The sequence below is a fragment of the Shewanella sp. HL-SH2 genome (assembly GCF_051164935.1).
Classification (GTDB): domain Bacteria; phylum Pseudomonadota; class Gammaproteobacteria; order Enterobacterales; family Shewanellaceae; genus Shewanella; species Shewanella glacialimarina.
In genome coordinates this window covers 3,665,352-3,682,467 of the sequence record NZ_CP195035.1, presented here as the reverse complement: position 1 = coordinate 3,682,467, position 17,116 = coordinate 3,665,352, and the positions used below count along the sequence as shown (strand labels likewise).

The following is a 17,116-nucleotide window of genomic DNA, read 5'->3' as shown; positions in this document are numbered from 1 at the left end:
TTTGATTTTGTTTTAAGTAACTGAAATAAAGCGGCTTATTAATTTTGGCACACAACATGCTATGTCATTAGTAACTTATCAATAATTGTTGATTGACTGCTTCTTCTTAGTCAATTGTGATTCCCGTATAGCAAAAGGATTTATTAAATGACTCAACATAATCAAGTCACTAAAAGCACGCTTAATAGCCAGAAATTACTAACGGGCCTTATATTTTCTGGACTGATTTTTACTGCCGGCGCGTTCACCCCTGCAATGGCTAAAATGTCTTTGAACGATCAAAGCTGTAATGTCACCTTGCACTACGACGTAACTGTTGAGCCTAAATCCGTTAAGGTCAGTGAAAAGGGGTTAGAAAAATACCGTGTTGAAGTTGGTCAGTTATTCGTTGAAGGAAAACCGGTAAAATTAACGGCTGCTCAGCAAAAAACATTAACTCAATACTCTGATGAAGTCTCTCGTCAGGTGCCTGAGGTGATAGATCTAGTTGGTGAAGTTGTTACCTTGGCAACCCAGGCAGTTACAATGGCGCTGACTCCGTTGCTTGGTGACGCAGCCGGTAGCCAAATCGATAAATTGATGGATGGTATTGAGCAACGTGTAGATACTATGGCTTATCAGCAGGGTGATATGTTTTTCATTGGTTCAACAGAATCGTCTTTAGAAGAAACCTTTAATGATGAGTTTGAGCAAGAAATGGAAAACATTGTTTCAAACTCAATTGGAAGTTTGATGATGAGCATGGGAAGCCAGATCATGTCTTCAGAAGGTGGATCATTCGAACAGAAAATGAATGCTTTTGCGACTAAAATGGAAAATGTAGGTAAAGATATTGAATTACAAATGGAATCACAATCTGAGGCTTTAGAAGGCCGAGCTGACAAAGTCTGCGGCGATTTTGAAAAGTTGATGGTACTAGAAAATCAACTTAGAAAAGATATTCCACAATTGGCACCTTACAAACTAGCCAGTTTAGAGGCGCAGCCTTTATCTGAATAATCTTTTCTACTTCCCTTACCCGATAAATTTTACGCGACTCAAGCGCGTTAACTTGAGGAAGACTTTGTAAATCATTGGTTTCAATGTCTTATGTATGTCACCTGACTTTCCCCCTGCTAGTGCTTATTTGGCAGGGGGCTTTTTATATTCGTTATGTACCTTCCTGCAGCACCTCTTCAAGTAAACTAGCAAGTTTGTTCTGATAAAAAAATTCTCAATTATAAATATAGAGCAATGATATAGTTTTTTGTTATACTCATAAAAATTATAAGAAAAATGCACTCTATTTAAATTTTTGCTAGTTTTTCGGATAATTGGCGTAACTTTACAACCTATTGGATTTATTTAATGTTTAATAATGCTATTTAAGCCAACGGCTTCCATTGATATGACATTCATGGAAGATAAAGTGAGTAAAGAAATTGCCGAAAATCGTTTTCAATGTCGTAACAGCTTAAGGCGACTTTCATGTTAGAACTGTTAGAACCAATTGCCATTTTTACCCATGTTGCTCGTGCAGGTAGTTTTAGTGCTGCTGCAAGACGCCTTGGAATATCCAAATCTAAAGTAAGTACGCAGGTAGCTGATTTAGAACATAAATTAGGCGTGCAGCTTATTCAGCGAACAACTCGTAGTTTAAGTTTAACTGAAGCGGGTAATTTACTTTATTTACAAGGTGAAGAGCTGCTGCGCGATGCTGAACAAGCGGTTTCCAGTGTGCATAATTTGAATGATGCAACACGTGGTGTACTTAAAGTGGGAATTTCACAATCATTTGGTACCATGCATCTTATCCCTGCACTACCAGCGTTTATGGCTAAACATCCTGATCTAGAGTTGCAGGTAAGTTTGTTGGACCATAAGGTTGATGTTGTTAGTGAAGGCTTAGATTTGTTGCTAACGATGTCTGAGCAACTCCCTTTAGGCATGGTGGCTCGTCCATTAATGAAGTGCCAGTTCTTATTAGCAGCATCGCCTGAGTATGTGGCTAAGCACGGTAACATATCGCGCCCTGAACAGCTTGTTGAACACAATTGCTTAGTTTACCAAGGTGAATGGCATGAACACAGTATGTGGCAGTTCAAGCGAGGTGACGATTATTGTGAGATTGGTGTATCAGGTAATTTCCGCGTTGATAATGCACCGGCTTTAAAATCAGCAGCCGTTAGCGGGTTAGGTATAGCCTATCTTGCTAGTTATCTGATGGAAGATGAAATCGAGAAAGGCACATTAGTTCCTTTACTGACAGATTGGCAATTGACCAACAATTTACCTTTGCAAGCCGTGTACCCAAGACGTAAGCACTTAGCTCCTAAAGTTAGTGCCTTTATTGACTTCATTAAAGGCCATATTGGTACATCGCCATATTGGGACGTTAAATTCGAACATTTGTATAAATTACGTAAGTAATTTTGAAAACATTGTTCTTAAAATAGAATAAAGCCATGCAGCCCAGCATGGCTTTTTTATTTGTGTTTTTTATCAAAAGCTTAAGCTGATTATTATGCAGTAAAAGCTAAATTAGTAAATCAATGGTTTAACCGTTGCTTACCATGGGGGTGTTGCAGTCTGTTCTTATTTGAATACAATAGATGTCAGTTGATTCGAAATGATTTGAATAAATACGATTTTGAGAAATGACCCCTTTTCATTAGCGTGTACAAATCAGCCACTTCGCAAATTTTGAGTCACGGCTGGCAGCAGTTTATAATTAAAACAATGTTAGCTTTGAAACCATCATCCTAGTTTTATTGGTTTACCCCAGACTTTGTCTGGGGTTATTTTTTTGTGTAAAAAAAAGCAACAACCCATGGTCGCTGCTTTATTTTCAAAAACTCATCTTATCGTAACGTCGTTACTTAATCGATTTAACCCAGCGGTTCACTTTAGTTTCCAGTACATCTAATGGTAACGGTCCATATTGTAAAACGAGTGTGTGGAAGTCGCGAATGTCGAACTTGTCGCCTAATTGTTTCTTGGCGTGTTCACGTAGCTCAAGGATTTTAATCATCCCCACTTTATAAGCTGTGGCCTGTGAAGGCATAACTACATGACGTTCAACCATTTTTATGGCATCAGACTCTGCATTGGGCGTGTTTTCAACGTAATAAGCAATACCTTGTTCACGGGTCCACTTTTTAGTGTGGATACCTGTATCTACCACTAAGCGACAGGCACGCCATAATTCCATGGCTAAGCGGCCAAAGTCTGAATAAGGATCAGCATATAAGCCCATTTCTTTTGGGAAGTATTCAGTATATAAACCCCAACCTTCGCTATAGGCAGTGTAACGACCATACTTACGGAATTGCGGAATACCTTCTAACTCTTGTGCTATGGCAATTTGCATATGATGACCAGGAATACCTTCATGGTAAGCCAGTGCCTCCATTTGGTATTTAGGCATAGCGTTCATGTCATAAAGATTAGCGTAGTAAATACCAGGTCGTGAACCATCTGGTGCTGGTTGATCATAAAAGGCTTTTCCGGCCGACTTTTCACGGAATGCTTCTACCGGGCGTACACTCAAACTTGCTTTAGGTTTGATTTTGAATACTTCATCTATTCGAGACTCCATATTATCAATCATCGCTTTCGCATCAGTAATGTAGGCATCACGACCCGCTTGTGTGTCTGGGTAGTAGAATTGCTTGTCATCCCGCATAAAGGCGAAAAATGCTTGCAGATTACCTTCAAAGCCGACTTTTTTCATAATAATACGCATTTCATCTTGAATGCGCGCGACTTCACTTAACCCTAAATCATGGATTTGATCCGAAGTCATATCGGTAGTCGTTGTACGAGCTAAGGCATTATTAAAGTAGGTCTCACCATCAGGGAACTTCCAGGCACCATCTCGGTTATCTGCCTTTTTCTCTAATTTAACAAGGTAACTTAGCAGGCTTTCATAACCTGGTTTTACACTGTCTATTAAAGCTGACTTTGCATCAGCAAGTAATGATTCTTTTTCTGATTCTGTAATAGATAATTTTGCGACTTTACGATTAAAATCTGCCCATAACGCGCTGTCTTCTCCCGTTGAATCAAAAGGTGCACCGGTAATAATATTCTGGCTGTCTGATATTACGTAAGGAAACACGAATTTAGGGGCAATAATGTTTTTATCAGCACGTATGGTTAATTCAGCTTCAAGTTGAGCCAGCAGAGGCTTTACGCCCTCTAAACGGCTGATATAAGCCTTAGCATCGCTTAGATCAGTAATTTGATGTTGGTTAATTAAAAATGAGGCAATCATTGAATGCATACCATACATCTGGTTAACCGGGTAAGTATGGTAACGCCATTTATCATCAGCAATAGCTTGCTCTAAGCTTGCTTTAAATAGCTCAAAACTTAAGGTTGTTTGTTGATCAAGCTTGCTGACATCTAATGTCAGTAATTGAGCTAATTGTGCTTTGGCGAGTGCAAGATTTTTATCTGCACCGGCATCTGAAATATCACCCCATTTATCATAATCTTGCTTTATGCCTAAATAGGTTTGATTGATAGGATTAGCCATAATGCTTTGCATAAATAACTCATCAAACAATGCATTAGCTTTTTGAGATTCAGTCTGTGGTGAACTGACTTTTGTAACACTTTCTTGAGCACTATCAGCAGGCATTGAATGTGAGTGAGCGTAAATATTACCGCTTAAAAGGCTAGAAAGAGTCAACGCAAGTAACGTTGTTTTAGTTTTTATCAGCATTGCGGGCATTCCAATCTTATTTTTAAAAACGCTATCCTAATAAAGCTGGAGGTAAAAGTGTAAATTGAAGTGTTAGTAAGTGTTTCGATATTGTGAAAATAACCTGAAAGACACTCAAATTAGTTACAGTCTGGTGCGACTAGTTAGCACCAGACTGATATGTTATGTAAAGCTTATTTGTTGCCTTGCTTTAATTAACCCTTTTATTACAGTTAAATAAACTGTGATAGAAGATCGTTGACAAACATATGACCTTTTGAAGTCAGCTGCCAATGGGTGTCGGTTTCAGTTAACAAGCCTCGATGAATTGATTTAGCCATACCTTCTTTTACAACTGTCGCGCTTTGACCTGTTCGCGCTTCAAATTCTGTTTTAGGAATGGGCGTCATCAAACGTAAGCGATTCATTAAATACTCTAAAGCTCTATCTTCGGTTATGACCTCTGTGGTTTCTGAGGTGTAATCACTCGCCGCCAAGTAGCCCTTAGGGTGTTTAACTTTGACTGTGCGAATAATGCTGTCCGTATCTGGTAGAGTAATTTTTCCGTGGGCGCCACAACCAATACCTAAGTAGTCACCAAATTTCCAATAGTTAAGATTATGTCGACACTGAAAACCAGGTTTTGCGTAGGCTGATATTTCGTATTGCTCATAACCTAGTGCAGCTAATTTTTTTGTCCTTGCTCGTAGATATGCCACAATTTCTCATCATCAGGTAATTGTGGTGGTTTAGAGTGAAACAAAGTATTGGGCTCAATGGTAAGCTGATACCAAGACAGATGCGGCGGCATTAAAGCGCCAGCGGTATCAATATCATGCATGGCTTCATCAAAGCTTTGATTGGGCAGACCGTGCATTAAGTCCAAGTTGAAACTTAAGTAATTGGCTTGCTTGGCTTTCTCTGCTGCTGTTTTTGCTTCATCTTGATCGTGTATACGCCCCAATAGATTAAGCTTTTCTTTAGAGAAGCTTTGCACTCCAATAGATAAACGCGTCACGCCTGCGGCGCGGTATGCGGCAAAATCGTCATGTTCAAGCGTGCCAGGGTTGGCTTCCATGGTAATTTCAATGTCTGTTTCGAATGGGATCATGGCTTTAACCCCTTCGAGTAAACGTTGTATTTGGCTAGCGTCAAATAATGAAGGCGTGCCGCCACCAATAAAGATGGTGTGAATAGGTCTTTGTTGAACATAACTCAGGTCATTTTTAAGATCTGCCAATAACGCGTCGACATATTGTTGCTGTGGTAATTCGCCATTTTGTCCATGGGAGTTAAAGTCGCAATAAGGGCATTTTTGCACGCACCACGGAATATGGATGTACAAACTAAGTGGTGGTAATGACAACATCGATGGTTAGCCTATTTAAATGGGTATAATGACACTTTTCGCTTAACGGTAGTTTTTAAAAATGAATATTCAACTTACTATTAGCCCTGAATAATTCCTTTGGCCTTCATGGCTGCGACTAACATGGCTAATGCCTTACCACGATGACTATGGGCATTCTTTTCATCACTGGTTAGTTCAGCGGCGGTTTTATCAAATCCGTGTGGAATAAAAATAGGGTCGTAGCCGTGGCCTTGCTCACCTTGGGGGACTAAATTAATAGTGCCTTCCCACGCAGCTTGGCAAATAATTGGCGTCGGGTCTTTGGCATGACGCATATACACTAATACGCATTGAAAGCGAGCTGCACGATTTTGATGTGACTTCATTTCTGTAAGTAACTTTTGATAGTTGCTGACTTCTGTCGCGCCTTGGCCTGAATAACGTGCCGAATAGATACCTGGTTGGCCGTCTAATGCGTCAACTTCGATACCTGAATCATCTGCTATAGCGGGTTTACCCGTAATTTCAGCAGCATGACGAGCCTTAATAATGGCGTTTTCAACAAATGTAGTACCAGTTTCGGCGACTTCTGAGACATTAAATTGGCTTTGGGCAAGCACTTGAATATTGAATTGGGCCAACATTTGATCAAACTCGTTAAGTTTGCCTTTATTGCCGCTGGCTAACACAATTTGTTGTGAAATGGGTGCTTGCATGAAACTGCCTTATTTTGTCATCTGAAAAGATCGGCATTATACCCCAAGCTAGCAGTAAAAGAAGGCGGTAAATCAGCTCGCTAAGTTAACCAGTGCAAGTTTAGCTAACCCAATACGGGCTTATTAGTCTGTATTCTAATCAATCAACATAAAACTTTTGCTTAAATTTTAGCGAGGTATTTAATTTTTTAGCGTGTTTAATGGCAATCGAAAAGTTAATTTCCTGGTCGTCACGATAGGGGACCTGGGCAATATAATAAATAGCATCGCCTTCACGAATTTCTTTAAAATTAAGCTCCATTTTTGCATCAAGTAAATTATTAGCAATGCCCGATATTTCAACCGCAACCGCTGGATTACCCTCTTGGCTTGTATCTAATACCGCAATATTGATAATGCCGTTATAGCGGCTGCGCTCAATACCATAGGTTTTAGCTATAGTGGGGGTAATAAAGGTGCTGTTAAGTGCCATATAATGAATGTCAAAATTACCGACTTGTTGTTTCTGCTCTGCTTGTGCTGGCGCAATTAATAGCATGAGGCTCATGATGAGTGCAAACGGGAGTATTTTGTTAAACATTTTAATATCCTTTTTAAAAGCAGCGCAAAGCTGCTGTATGTCAGAACTGTAAGTATAGCGCTATATCATGTGTCGCGGTTAATTCTGGTATTAGGTGTCGCAATAAGCGTAACGCCATTTTTACATCAATCTAGTGCCAGTTTTCAGTATGAAAAAGGCAGTCTAAAAAGACTGCCTTTCAATATGATACGTTTTAAGCTAGATCATCGCCCAAAATGGAATGTATTGGGAAAATAAAATATTGATAAAATTCATCGCAATAAATAATACTAATACTGATAAATCTAAACCGCCGATTGCCGGGATCACTTTACGAATTGGCGCTAAAATTGGGTCGGTAAGTTGAGACATTATCATGACAATAGGGTTGTAGCCCTGATTAAACCAGCTTAATACCGCACGAATAAGCAGCATCCAAAATAGCAGTACCCCAGCGTTTTTCAGTACCGAAACTACTGAAAAAAGTAATAAGGTAGCAATATCAATTCCAGCGCCTGCAATGAATGTCAGCACTAACATTTTTAGTATTACTACGATTAAAGCTAATAGTAACGATGCTGTGTCAATGCTACCTATAGAGGGGATAACTCTGCGCATTGGCGCGACAATCGGTTGGGTCGCTTTTACTACAAATTGGCTAAATGGGTTGTAAAAATCGGCTTTAACTAGCTGTAGCCAAAAACGTAAAATAACAACCATTAAATATAAATCAAACAAGGTGCTAACTAAAAAACTCATCGCATTCATGATGTTGCCTTACCATTTTAGTGTTCAGGGTATAGTCATTGGCCTGATTTATTAACCAATGATGTCAAAATAACTTGAGTGATTTTAGCACTCAAAACCGCGAAAACACGTAATTTAAGTCAATTTATAAACTTAAAATGTTTTTGCCATTTCTTCTGCTTTAGCAACACAATTACTCATTGCGCTATCGACTAATTCTCGTAAACCACCTTTTTCAAAGGTTTCAACGGCTTGGGCTGTTGTGCCACCCTTTGAGGTGACATTATTACGCAATGTTGCTAAGGATAAATCTTGATTCTGAATCACCATTTGCGCCGCACCCAGAGCCGCTTGCTCTGCTAATGCCCGTGCTTTGGCTTCATCCATACCCATTCTTTTGCCTGTTTCTATCATTGACTCAATAAACAAGAAAAAATAAGCTGGTGAGCTGCCAGCAAGCGCGATAACTTGATTAAGTTCGCTTTCTTTTTCGACCCAAATGACTTTGCCACCGCTTTCCATCAAGGTTTGGCATATGGCTTTATGTGTTTCAGTAATACTCTCATCAGCAAAAATGCCTGTCATGCCATAACCTAATTGTGTTGGCGTATTTGGCATAGTGCGAATAAGTTTAATGGGTTGGTTGAAGTATTCTGGGTATCTCGATGCTGGAATGCCTGCAGCAATAGTGATGACTAACTTCTTGGATAAATCGAGAGTTTGCATAGACTCACAAACTTGTTGCATCAATTGGGGCTTGACGCTGAGTACAATCACATCGGCATCTTTAGCAGCCTGAATATTATCGTTAGATACCAGAATACCAAAGTCACTATTAAGTGCATCAAGCTTAGGTTGACTGGGATTAGTCGCGTGAACTAACTCACTTGGATAACCGTTTTTTACCAGTCCGCTAATAATGCTGCGGGTCATATTTCCTGCACCAATAAAACATACTTTCGCTTGTGTCATTATATTGTCCAACTTTTAATTCGATTACGTATCATGTTTGTTTATATGAGGGCAAAAAAGCCATTTTCAATGTTAGCCACTGTGCAACAGTATCTATAAGCTATCACTTTTAGAACAACTTGAAGGTGAAACTACCCATATCTCTATCGTTATTGAGCTTGTAAATGTTGCATGCACTAACATTTAGAAGGCGTTAATACAGCGTGCTGCGAGCGCTAGCTTACGCTCTGTCTCCAAATATCGCACTGCCTATTCTTACCATGGTAGAACCATTAGCAATGGCCATATCTAAATCGCCACTCATTCCCATTGAAAGGGTATCAATACCTTCAAATTGTTGCTGTAATTGTTGATATATTTGCTTAAGTTGACTGAACTCAGCTTGCTGAACGTTGACATCATCTGTCGCGGTCGGAATGGCCATGACTCCCCTTAGCGATAAATTTGGCATTTGACTGATTTGCTTGGCTAATTCAATAACAGCTTGCGCATCAATACCTGATTTGGTGTCTTCTTGGCTAATATTGACTTGAATGCACACCTGAAGCGGTGCTTTTTGCGCAGGGCGTTGATCGTTTAGGCGTTTGGCGGTTTTCTCACGGCTTAAGGTATGCATCCAGTCGAAGTGCTCTGCAACAATTTTAGTTTTGTTCGATTGTAATGGTCCAATAAAGTGCCATTCAATATCTGGATATGCCTGTTGCATTGCGATAATTTTTTGCTCACCTTCCTGGACATAATTTTCGCCAAAAAGTCGCTGTCCAGCCTGATAAGCTTCTATAATGTCGCTAATAGGTTTAGTTTTACTCACCGCAAGCAGCTTTATCTCGCTGGGCGAGCGTGAACATTTTTGCGCCGCTTGATTCATTCTACTCTGGGCGATTGATAATCTGTCTGCTATTGTTGTATTCATATTGTTAAAATGGACGTCTCTATAATGGAAATCACTGAATTACTGGCCTTTAGTGTAAAACATAAAGCATCAGATCTACATCTTTCTGCAGGTGTTTCACCTATGATCCGTGTTGACGGTGAAGTCAGAAAAATTAACTTGCCGCCGTTAGATCATCAAGGTGTACACAGTTTAGTGTACGACATTATGAATGATAAACAGCGTAAAGATTACGAAGAACATCTTGAAATAGATTTCTCGTTTGAAGTGCCTAACTTAGCACGTTTTCGTGTTAACGCATTTAACCAATCCCGTGGTGCTGGTGCTGTATTTCGTACCATTCCTTCAGATATTTTGTCACTCGAGCAGCTAGGTGCACCGGATATTTTTAAAAAAATCTCCAGCTTTCCTCGTGGGTTAGTATTAGTGACAGGACCAACAGGCTCTGGTAAATCAACCACATTAGCGGCAATGGTCGATTACATTAATGAAAATCGTCATGAACACATTTTGACGATTGAAGACCCAATCGAATTCGTTCACCAAAATAAGCAATGTTTGGTCAACCAACGTGAAGTGCATAAGCATACCCACAGTTTTAATGCGGCGCTTAGAAGTGCACTGCGTGAAGATCCCGATGTTATTCTTGTGGGTGAGATGCGTGACTTAGAAACCATTCGCTTAGCTATGACAGCGGCAGAAACCGGCCACTTAGTATTTGGTACCTTGCATACCACTTCAGCGGCAAAAACCATTGACCGTATTGTAGATGTATTCCCCGCGGGTGAGAAAGGCATGGTACGGACTATGCTATCTGAATCATTGCAGGCTGTTATTTCACAAACACTCATTAAAAAGGTCGGTGGCGGACGTGTAGCCGCACACGAAATTATGATGGGAACACCGGCTATTCGTAACTTAATACGTGAAGATAAAGTGGCGCAAATGTATTCAGCCATTCAAACGGGTATGGCTCACGGTATGCAAACACTAGATCAATGCTTACAAACGTTAGTTAATCGAGGTTTGATTACGCGTGAAGATGCCATGCATAAAAGCGGTAATAAGCAAGCCAACTTTTAAGGAATAGTACAAATGGATGTTCGCCCTTTTTTAGCCACTATGGTTGAAAAAAAAGCTTCTGATTTATTTATCACAGCTATGTTTCCACCAAGTGCCAAAATTGATGGTGAGTTGCATCCACTGTCAGAGCAAAAGCTAACACCTGCCCAGTCATTAGAGTTTGTTGAATCTTTAATGACCGATGTGCAGAAAAAAGAGTTTAAAGAATCTCGCGAGTGTAACTTTGCCTATGCGGTTTCGGGCTTAGGGCGTTTTCGTGTGAGTGCATTTTGGCAGCGTGACTCAGCAGGCTGTGTCATGCGCCGTATTGAAACCAACATTCCTGAAATGGATGATTTAAAACTGCCGCCCATTCTTAAAGATTTAGTCATGAGCAAACGCGGCTTAATTATTATGGTCGGCGGCACGGGGACGGGTAAGTCAACATCGCTAGCCGCGTTAGTGGGTTATCGTAATGCCCATGCTCGGGGACATATTTTAACCATTGAAGACCCGGTCGAATTTGTGCATAACCACCGTAAAAGTATTGTGACTCAAAGAGAGGTGGGTATTGATACCGTGTCTTTTGATGCGGCACTTAAAAGCTCTTTACGCCAAGCGCCCGATGTTATTTTGATTGGTGAAATTCGTACCCAAGAAACCATGGAGTTTGCATTATCGTTTGCTGAAACGGGTCACTTATGTATGGCAACCTTGCATGCCAACAACGCCAACCAAGCACTTGATCGAATTATGCATTTAGTACCTGAAAGTAAGCATGCTCAGTTATTATTCGATTTGTCGCTTAACTTACGCGGTATTGTTGCTCAACAGCTTATTGCTAAATCTGATGGTTCTGGTCGTCGTGCGGCAATTGAAATCCTTATTAATACTCCGCGTATTGGTAGTTTGATTGCAAAAAATGAACTGCACTTACTTAAAGAAACCATGGCTAAATCGAATGAGCAGGGCATGCAAACCTTTGATCAGGCCTTACTTGGTTTGTACTCTGAAGGTGAAATTAGTTACGCCGATGCATTACACCATGCCGATTCTCCTAATGATTTGCGCTTAATGATTAAGCTTAAAACCAATGACTCTTCTAATTCAGGCTTTTTGGAAGGTGTGACATTAGACATGGATTAAGCCAAGTTAATTAACGCTTTGTGCTATTTATGATTAAGCCGCAACAATCGTTGCGGCTTTTTGTTATAATAGTTGCCCTTTTTCTGTACCTTTGCCATCAATAATTAAGCTGTCACTTTACAACTGTTCAAATGGGGATTTGCTTTCATCACGTTAACACCACCGTAAGGATCATTTCATGTCTTCTCTCAAGAAATTATCACCATTACTGCTCGCTATTTTATCCTTTCAGCCTCAAGCCGTTGAGGTCACTGATGAGTTAGATATTAGTGGCGCAGTTCGCGTTAATTACGGCTGGAAAGACTACGACAATAACGCAAAATTAGAGTTTGAGTTATTTCGCGCCGATGTGAATTACAATTCATATGATGGCTTGTTTGCGTCAGCTCAATATCGTTGGTACCAAGATATGGATGTCATCCACCATGCGTATATGGGTTATCAATTTGATGAGGCGCAATCAGTACAGGTGGGAGTTACCCAAGTGCCATTTGGACTATTGCCTTACGCCGCGCATTCTTTTTGGTTTGGTGCGACATACTACATAGGTTTTGAAGATGATTACGATGCCGGGTTACATTATCAATATCAGCGTGATAATTTGCGTGTTGATTTAGCTTATTTCGCCAATGATGAGTACGGTAAAGGTAGTCGCTTTGATCGCTATTCATTCGATGTAGCAACCACAGAGCAATCACCTTATCAAGAATCTGGCCAATTAAATGCCCGTATTGAATATGAGATAAGCCAAAATAGTTTTAGCCAAAAGATTGGTAGTTCTATTCAATATGGTCAACTCGATTATGTTACTAGCGTTAACGGGGCAGAGGGCATTGATGGCAATACACCTAATACAGATGACATCAGCACATTTGCCGGAGCAGTGCATTGGCAAGTAGATTGGCAAACCTGGCAACTTCAATTGCAGTATTTACATTACAATTATGATGTTAAGTATGGTAATCGTATCGCATTATCGGCATTTTCATACCCATTTGAAATAGCGGCACAAGCTGATGTAGTAACCGCTAACCTATCAAAATCTATCGATGTCGATTGGGGGCCTATTTCAAATATTAACTGTTATAACGATTACAGCACCGTACTTGTATCTGGAAGTGAGCTTGCTAATTCGATTCAAAATGTAACGGGCTGTGCCATTACCGCTGGTAAATTTTATTCGTATCTTGACTGGATAGCGGGTAAGAATATGTACTTTGTTGGCGGCGACGGTGTTGGCATTGATAATGGTGATACCTCGTGGCATTCTCGACTAAACATTAATGTCGGGTTTTATTTTTAATTAGGCTCAGACTTAACGATGTACAAGAGTTAATTTAGCTATATCAATGATTTCAAGCCAGTGATCTAAGTCAGCAGTATAACCGTACATATGAGACATATTTGGGCTGTAAAATTGGGCTAATAATATTGATTTAATCGTCACTAGCACTTACTCAGTTAGTGCTTACTAGCTAACTAGCCATTTTCTAAAAGTCAGGTTTTAAAAGTCAGTTTTTAGTAAAGCTAGATATCAGTAGATTTAGTTAAATATTAGCAGCTTAACGTATTCATTAATTCAATAAGGATGTCTTATGTCAGGTTTATCGCAAATGTCTTCAAAAACGCTTCCTTCTATAGCGAAGATTTCATTGGTTGCCACATCACTAGTGGCTCTTACTATTGGTATGACATTTTTCAGTGCTAATGCTAGTGCAGCAAGTTGCCCTGATTACCTAAATGTAGAAGCGCGTAAACTGCATTCAGACGATAACGTCAACTTGTGTGAGCTCACCCAAGGTAAAACAGTGTTAATAGTCAACACGGCTTCAAACTGTGGCTTTACCTCACAATTTGAAGGGCTTGAAGCCTTACACAAACAATATAAAGACAAAGGATTAGTTGTTATTGGTTTTCCATCTGATGATTTTTTCCAAGAAGAAAAAGATGAAGCCAAAACCGCCGATGTCTGTTTTATCAATTATGGTGTGACATTCACTATGGTTGCCACCTCGCCAGTGCGTGGTAACGATGCCAACTCAGTCTTTCAGCACTTAAACCAGAAAAGCACTGCCCCAAAGTGGAACTTTTACAAATATTTAGTTTCGGGTGACGGTGAGACTGTCACTGAGTTTAGCTCGCGCGTAAAACCAGATAGTGAAGAGCTTAAAAAAGCTATCGACAAGCAACTAAGTATTTAATTATTTAATTTCAGTCGCATTTTTAATAAAAAATTGAGACAAGAGGATATTTTCCAAATATCCTCTTGTCATAAATAAATATATTCATCAGTTCATTATACTAGGAGCGAGCTTTGGCGCGATTTTCAGGGTTAGATAAAGAGACAGGGCACAGTGCTCGCGGTAAAACAGGCGTATTGTTGCTTAACCTAGGTACGCCTGACGCGCCTACCACCTCAGCCGTTAGACGTTATTTGGCAGAGTTTTTGGCCGATCCTCGTGTAGTCGAAATCCCTAAACTAGTATGGATGATGATCCTTCACGGTATTATATTACGCGTTCGTCCAGCAAAATCTGCCGCTTTATATAAGCAAATTTGGACTGAGAATGGCTCTCCGCTGCTGGCTATAAGTCAACAACAGCAGGCTAAACTCGATAAGTTATTAGCTTCAAGCGGAATTGATGCTAGCGTACACCTAGCCATGCGATACGGTTCACCCTCCGTCGCTTCAACTTTGCAAAAAATGCACAAGCAAGGAATTGATAATTTAGTGGTATTACCGCTTTATCCTCAATATGCCGCGCCAACAACGGCTTCGGCATTTGATGCAATCGCCAAAGAGTTATGCAAATGGCGCTACTTACCCGCATTACACTTTATTAATACCTATCATGATCATCCTGATTTAATCTCAGCACTGGCTAATTCAATTGAGCAAGATTTTGCTAAGCATGGTAAACCGCAAAAGTTAGTGCTGTCCTATCACGGTATGCCGGAACGTAATTTACATCTAGGCGACCCTTACTATTGTTTTTGTATGAAAACCAGCCGTTTAGTGGTTGAGAAATTAGGCTTAACGGAAGACGATTACATCGTTACCTTCCAATCTCGTTTCGGTAAAGCAAAATGGTTACAGCCATATACTGACGTCACCATTGAAGCTTTACCTGCCAAAGGCATAAATAATATTGCTGTTATTTGCCCTGCATTTAGCGCTGACTGTCTAGAAACCTTAGAAGAAATTCAAGGGGAAAATCGTCATGTGTTTGAAGGCGCTGGTGGCACAGACTTCAGATATATTGAATGTTTAAATGATAATGACGACCATATTCAAATGATGGCTAACATTGTAAAACCTTATTGTTAGAAACAGATCCCGGCCCACAAGCATTGCCGGGATGACGTATAGATGCATTGTCAGCATGACGTATAAAGTCTTTCGTCAGCCTACATGCTTCCCATGCGTCATCCCCGAGTGCTTTTGTCGGGGATCTGCTTTTAATACAGTTAATGCCATTAATACAGCATGAAAAATGTACTTTCTCGCCTCGTCTATCTCAATTTCATAAACTAAAACCATTGTTCCCAATCATCATTTCGTCAGCCTGCATGCTTCCAATCCATCATCTTCAATGCTTTCAATGCTTCATTTTCAATGTTTCCAATGCATCATCATGAATGTTTCCCGTGCGTCTTCAAATGATGGCTAACATTGTAAAACCTTATTGTTAGAAACAGATCCCGGCCCACAAGCATTGCCAGGATGACGTTAGAAGCATCATCTCGAATGCTTCCCATGCGTCATCCCCGATTGCTTTTGTCGGGGATCTGCTTTTGTTTCAACTAAACACCATTAACACAGCATAAAAATTTACTTTCTCGCCTCATCTATCTCAATTTGATAGACTAAATCTATTGTAAAAAAGCACACATAAATTATGAAAATAGATCCTAATATAAGATTAGTATTCAGTACCGATAAAGGCCGTATTGAACCTGAAAAAGAAGTAGAAGCAGTACCCGATGGTGACGGCATAGTTCGGATCCATAAAGATACTAAAGGCCGTAAAGGCAAAGGGGTGAGTGTGCTAAAGGGCCTAGGTTTAGATCAAACGGAACTTAAAGCCTTAGCGCAGAAACTAAAAAAACAGTGTGGTTGTGGCGGTACTGTGAAAGACTTTGATATCGAGGTTCAAACAGATAACCGTGAACAATTGAAAATCCTATTAGAAAAAATGGGTTACACGGTGAAGCTAGCCGGTGGATAACCCCTTAAACATTAAGCCCCTAATATCCAAAGATAATTAATATCAAACGATTATTAAATAAAGTATTGGTTTATATACTTGTACACTCTGTTTCAATAAGTAAGTATTAGGGCTAGGTATTCAAGCAAAGGAAGTTATTATGGATGGTTCAGAAGTCAGTATTGCCAAAAAAAGCCGTCTTCAAGGTGACTGTTTACAAGGTTATCTATTAATTGCTATGCCATCGCTTGAAGAGACATTTTTTGAGCGCAGTGTTATCTACATTTGTGAGCATGATGAAAAAGGCGCAATGGGGTTGGTCGTGAATCGCCCAATTGGTCTTGAGCTCGAAGACTTACTAGAGCAAATGGGGCTTAATCCTTCACCTGAGTCGGCTTTCTATATTAATTCTCAAGTATTATCGGGCGGCCCAGTGTCACCAGATCGTGGCTTTGTGCTTCATAGTCCACAGCCGAATTGGATTAATAGCCATCAGGTAACAGATTACTGCATGCTGACGACATCACGCGATGTATTATCAGCCATTGGTACTCAAAAATCGCCCGCAGATTACGTCGTCGCATTAGGTTATGCTGGTTGGGGAAAAGATCAATTAGAGCAAGAATTAGCAAACAATACCTGGTTAACCATTAAAGCAACTCCAGAATTGTTGTATACCAAAGACCCTGAACACCTGTGGGATATAGCCTCTAAGCAACTGGGCTTTGATATGTGGCAAATTTCATCTCAGGTAGGTCATGCTTGAGACAAGACTA

Annotated in this window: 15 protein-coding genes and 1 pseudogene; 9 read left to right on the top strand and 7 right to left on the bottom strand. The window is 40.1% G+C overall.

Going from position 1 to position 17,116, the window contains the following annotated elements; genetic code table 11:
* Positions 1–147: 147 nt before the first annotated feature.
* Positions 148–999, top strand: a complete 852-nt coding sequence (locus tag ACRWP9_RS15990) for a YggN family protein (protein WP_434926827.1) — start codon at positions 148–150, stop codon at positions 997–999.
* 468 nt (positions 1,000–1,467) lie between these two features.
* Complete coding sequence (locus ACRWP9_RS15985; protein WP_226414080.1) at positions 1,468–2,409, top strand: LysR family transcriptional regulator; 942 nt, start codon at positions 1,468–1,470, stop codon at positions 2,407–2,409.
* A 445-nt stretch (positions 2,410–2,854) separates the two neighbouring features.
* Here ACRWP9_RS15985 and ACRWP9_RS15980 read toward each other — a convergent pair whose 3' ends face one another.
* The 7 genes and pseudogenes from ACRWP9_RS15980 to ACRWP9_RS15950 form a co-directional block, all read right to left on the bottom strand.
* Positions 2,855–4,708, bottom strand: a complete 1,854-nt coding sequence (locus tag ACRWP9_RS15980; protein WP_434926826.1) for a DUF885 domain-containing protein — start codon at positions 4,706–4,708, stop codon at positions 2,855–2,857.
* A gap of 212 nt (positions 4,709–4,920) precedes the next feature.
* A pseudogene (gene hemW, locus ACRWP9_RS15975) lies at positions 4,921–6,056 on the bottom strand (radical SAM family heme chaperone HemW).
* A gap of 80 nt (positions 6,057–6,136) precedes the next feature.
* Positions 6,137–6,754 carry an RdgB/HAM1 family non-canonical purine NTP pyrophosphatase gene (gene rdgB, locus ACRWP9_RS15970; protein WP_434926825.1) on the bottom strand — a complete coding sequence of 206 codons (618 nt, stop codon included), beginning with the start codon at positions 6,752–6,754 and terminating at the stop codon, positions 6,137–6,139.
* Between the two features lie 139 nt (positions 6,755–6,893).
* Positions 6,894–7,334, bottom strand: a complete 441-nt coding sequence (locus tag ACRWP9_RS15965) for a DUF4426 domain-containing protein (protein WP_434926824.1) — start codon at positions 7,332–7,334, stop codon at positions 6,894–6,896.
* A gap of 198 nt (positions 7,335–7,532) precedes the next feature.
* Complete coding sequence (locus ACRWP9_RS15960) at positions 7,533–8,081, bottom strand: YggT family protein (protein ID WP_434926823.1); 549 nt, start codon at positions 8,079–8,081, stop codon at positions 7,533–7,535.
* 132 nt (positions 8,082–8,213) lie between these two features.
* A complete protein-coding gene (gene proC / locus ACRWP9_RS15955; protein WP_434926822.1) occupies positions 8,214–9,032 on the bottom strand; it encodes a pyrroline-5-carboxylate reductase in 819 nt (272 codons plus the stop codon).
* 220 nt (positions 9,033–9,252) lie between these two features.
* Complete coding sequence (locus ACRWP9_RS15950; RefSeq protein WP_434926821.1) at positions 9,253–9,945, bottom strand: YggS family pyridoxal phosphate-dependent enzyme; 693 nt, start codon at positions 9,943–9,945, stop codon at positions 9,253–9,255.
* A gap of 24 nt (positions 9,946–9,969) precedes the next feature.
* Here ACRWP9_RS15950 and ACRWP9_RS15945 point away from each other — a divergent pair, with 24 nt between their 5' ends.
* From ACRWP9_RS15945 to ACRWP9_RS15915, 7 genes are all read left to right on the top strand, one after another.
* Positions 9,970–11,007, top strand: coding sequence for a type IV pilus twitching motility protein PilT (locus ACRWP9_RS15945; RefSeq protein WP_434926820.1), 1,038 nt, complete (start codon positions 9,970–9,972; stop codon positions 11,005–11,007).
* Positions 11,008–11,019: 12 nt separating this feature from the next.
* Positions 11,020–12,132: a PilT/PilU family type 4a pilus ATPase gene (locus ACRWP9_RS15940; RefSeq protein WP_434926819.1), complete on the top strand. Its 1,113-nt coding sequence runs from the start codon at positions 11,020–11,022 to the stop codon at positions 12,130–12,132.
* A gap of 178 nt (positions 12,133–12,310) precedes the next feature.
* Positions 12,311–13,435, top strand: coding sequence for a hypothetical protein (locus ACRWP9_RS15935; protein ID WP_434926818.1), 1,125 nt, complete (start codon positions 12,311–12,313; stop codon positions 13,433–13,435).
* A 385-nt stretch (positions 13,436–13,820) separates the two neighbouring features.
* Positions 13,821–14,333, top strand: a complete 513-nt coding sequence (locus ACRWP9_RS15930; RefSeq protein ID WP_434929098.1) for a glutathione peroxidase — start codon at positions 13,821–13,823, stop codon at positions 14,331–14,333.
* A 113-nt stretch (positions 14,334–14,446) separates the two neighbouring features.
* Positions 14,447–15,460: a ferrochelatase gene (gene hemH, locus ACRWP9_RS15925; RefSeq protein WP_434926817.1), complete on the top strand. Its 1,014-nt coding sequence runs from the start codon at positions 14,447–14,449 to the stop codon at positions 15,458–15,460.
* A gap of 571 nt (positions 15,461–16,031) precedes the next feature.
* Positions 16,032–16,361, top strand: coding sequence for a stress response translation initiation inhibitor YciH (yciH, locus tag ACRWP9_RS15920; RefSeq protein ID WP_434926816.1), 330 nt, complete (start codon positions 16,032–16,034; stop codon positions 16,359–16,361).
* Positions 16,362–16,500: 139 nt separating this feature from the next.
* Positions 16,501–17,106, top strand: a complete 606-nt coding sequence (locus ACRWP9_RS15915; RefSeq protein WP_434926815.1) for a YqgE/AlgH family protein — start codon at positions 16,501–16,503, stop codon at positions 17,104–17,106.
* The last annotated feature ends 10 nt before the right edge of the window (positions 17,107–17,116 follow it).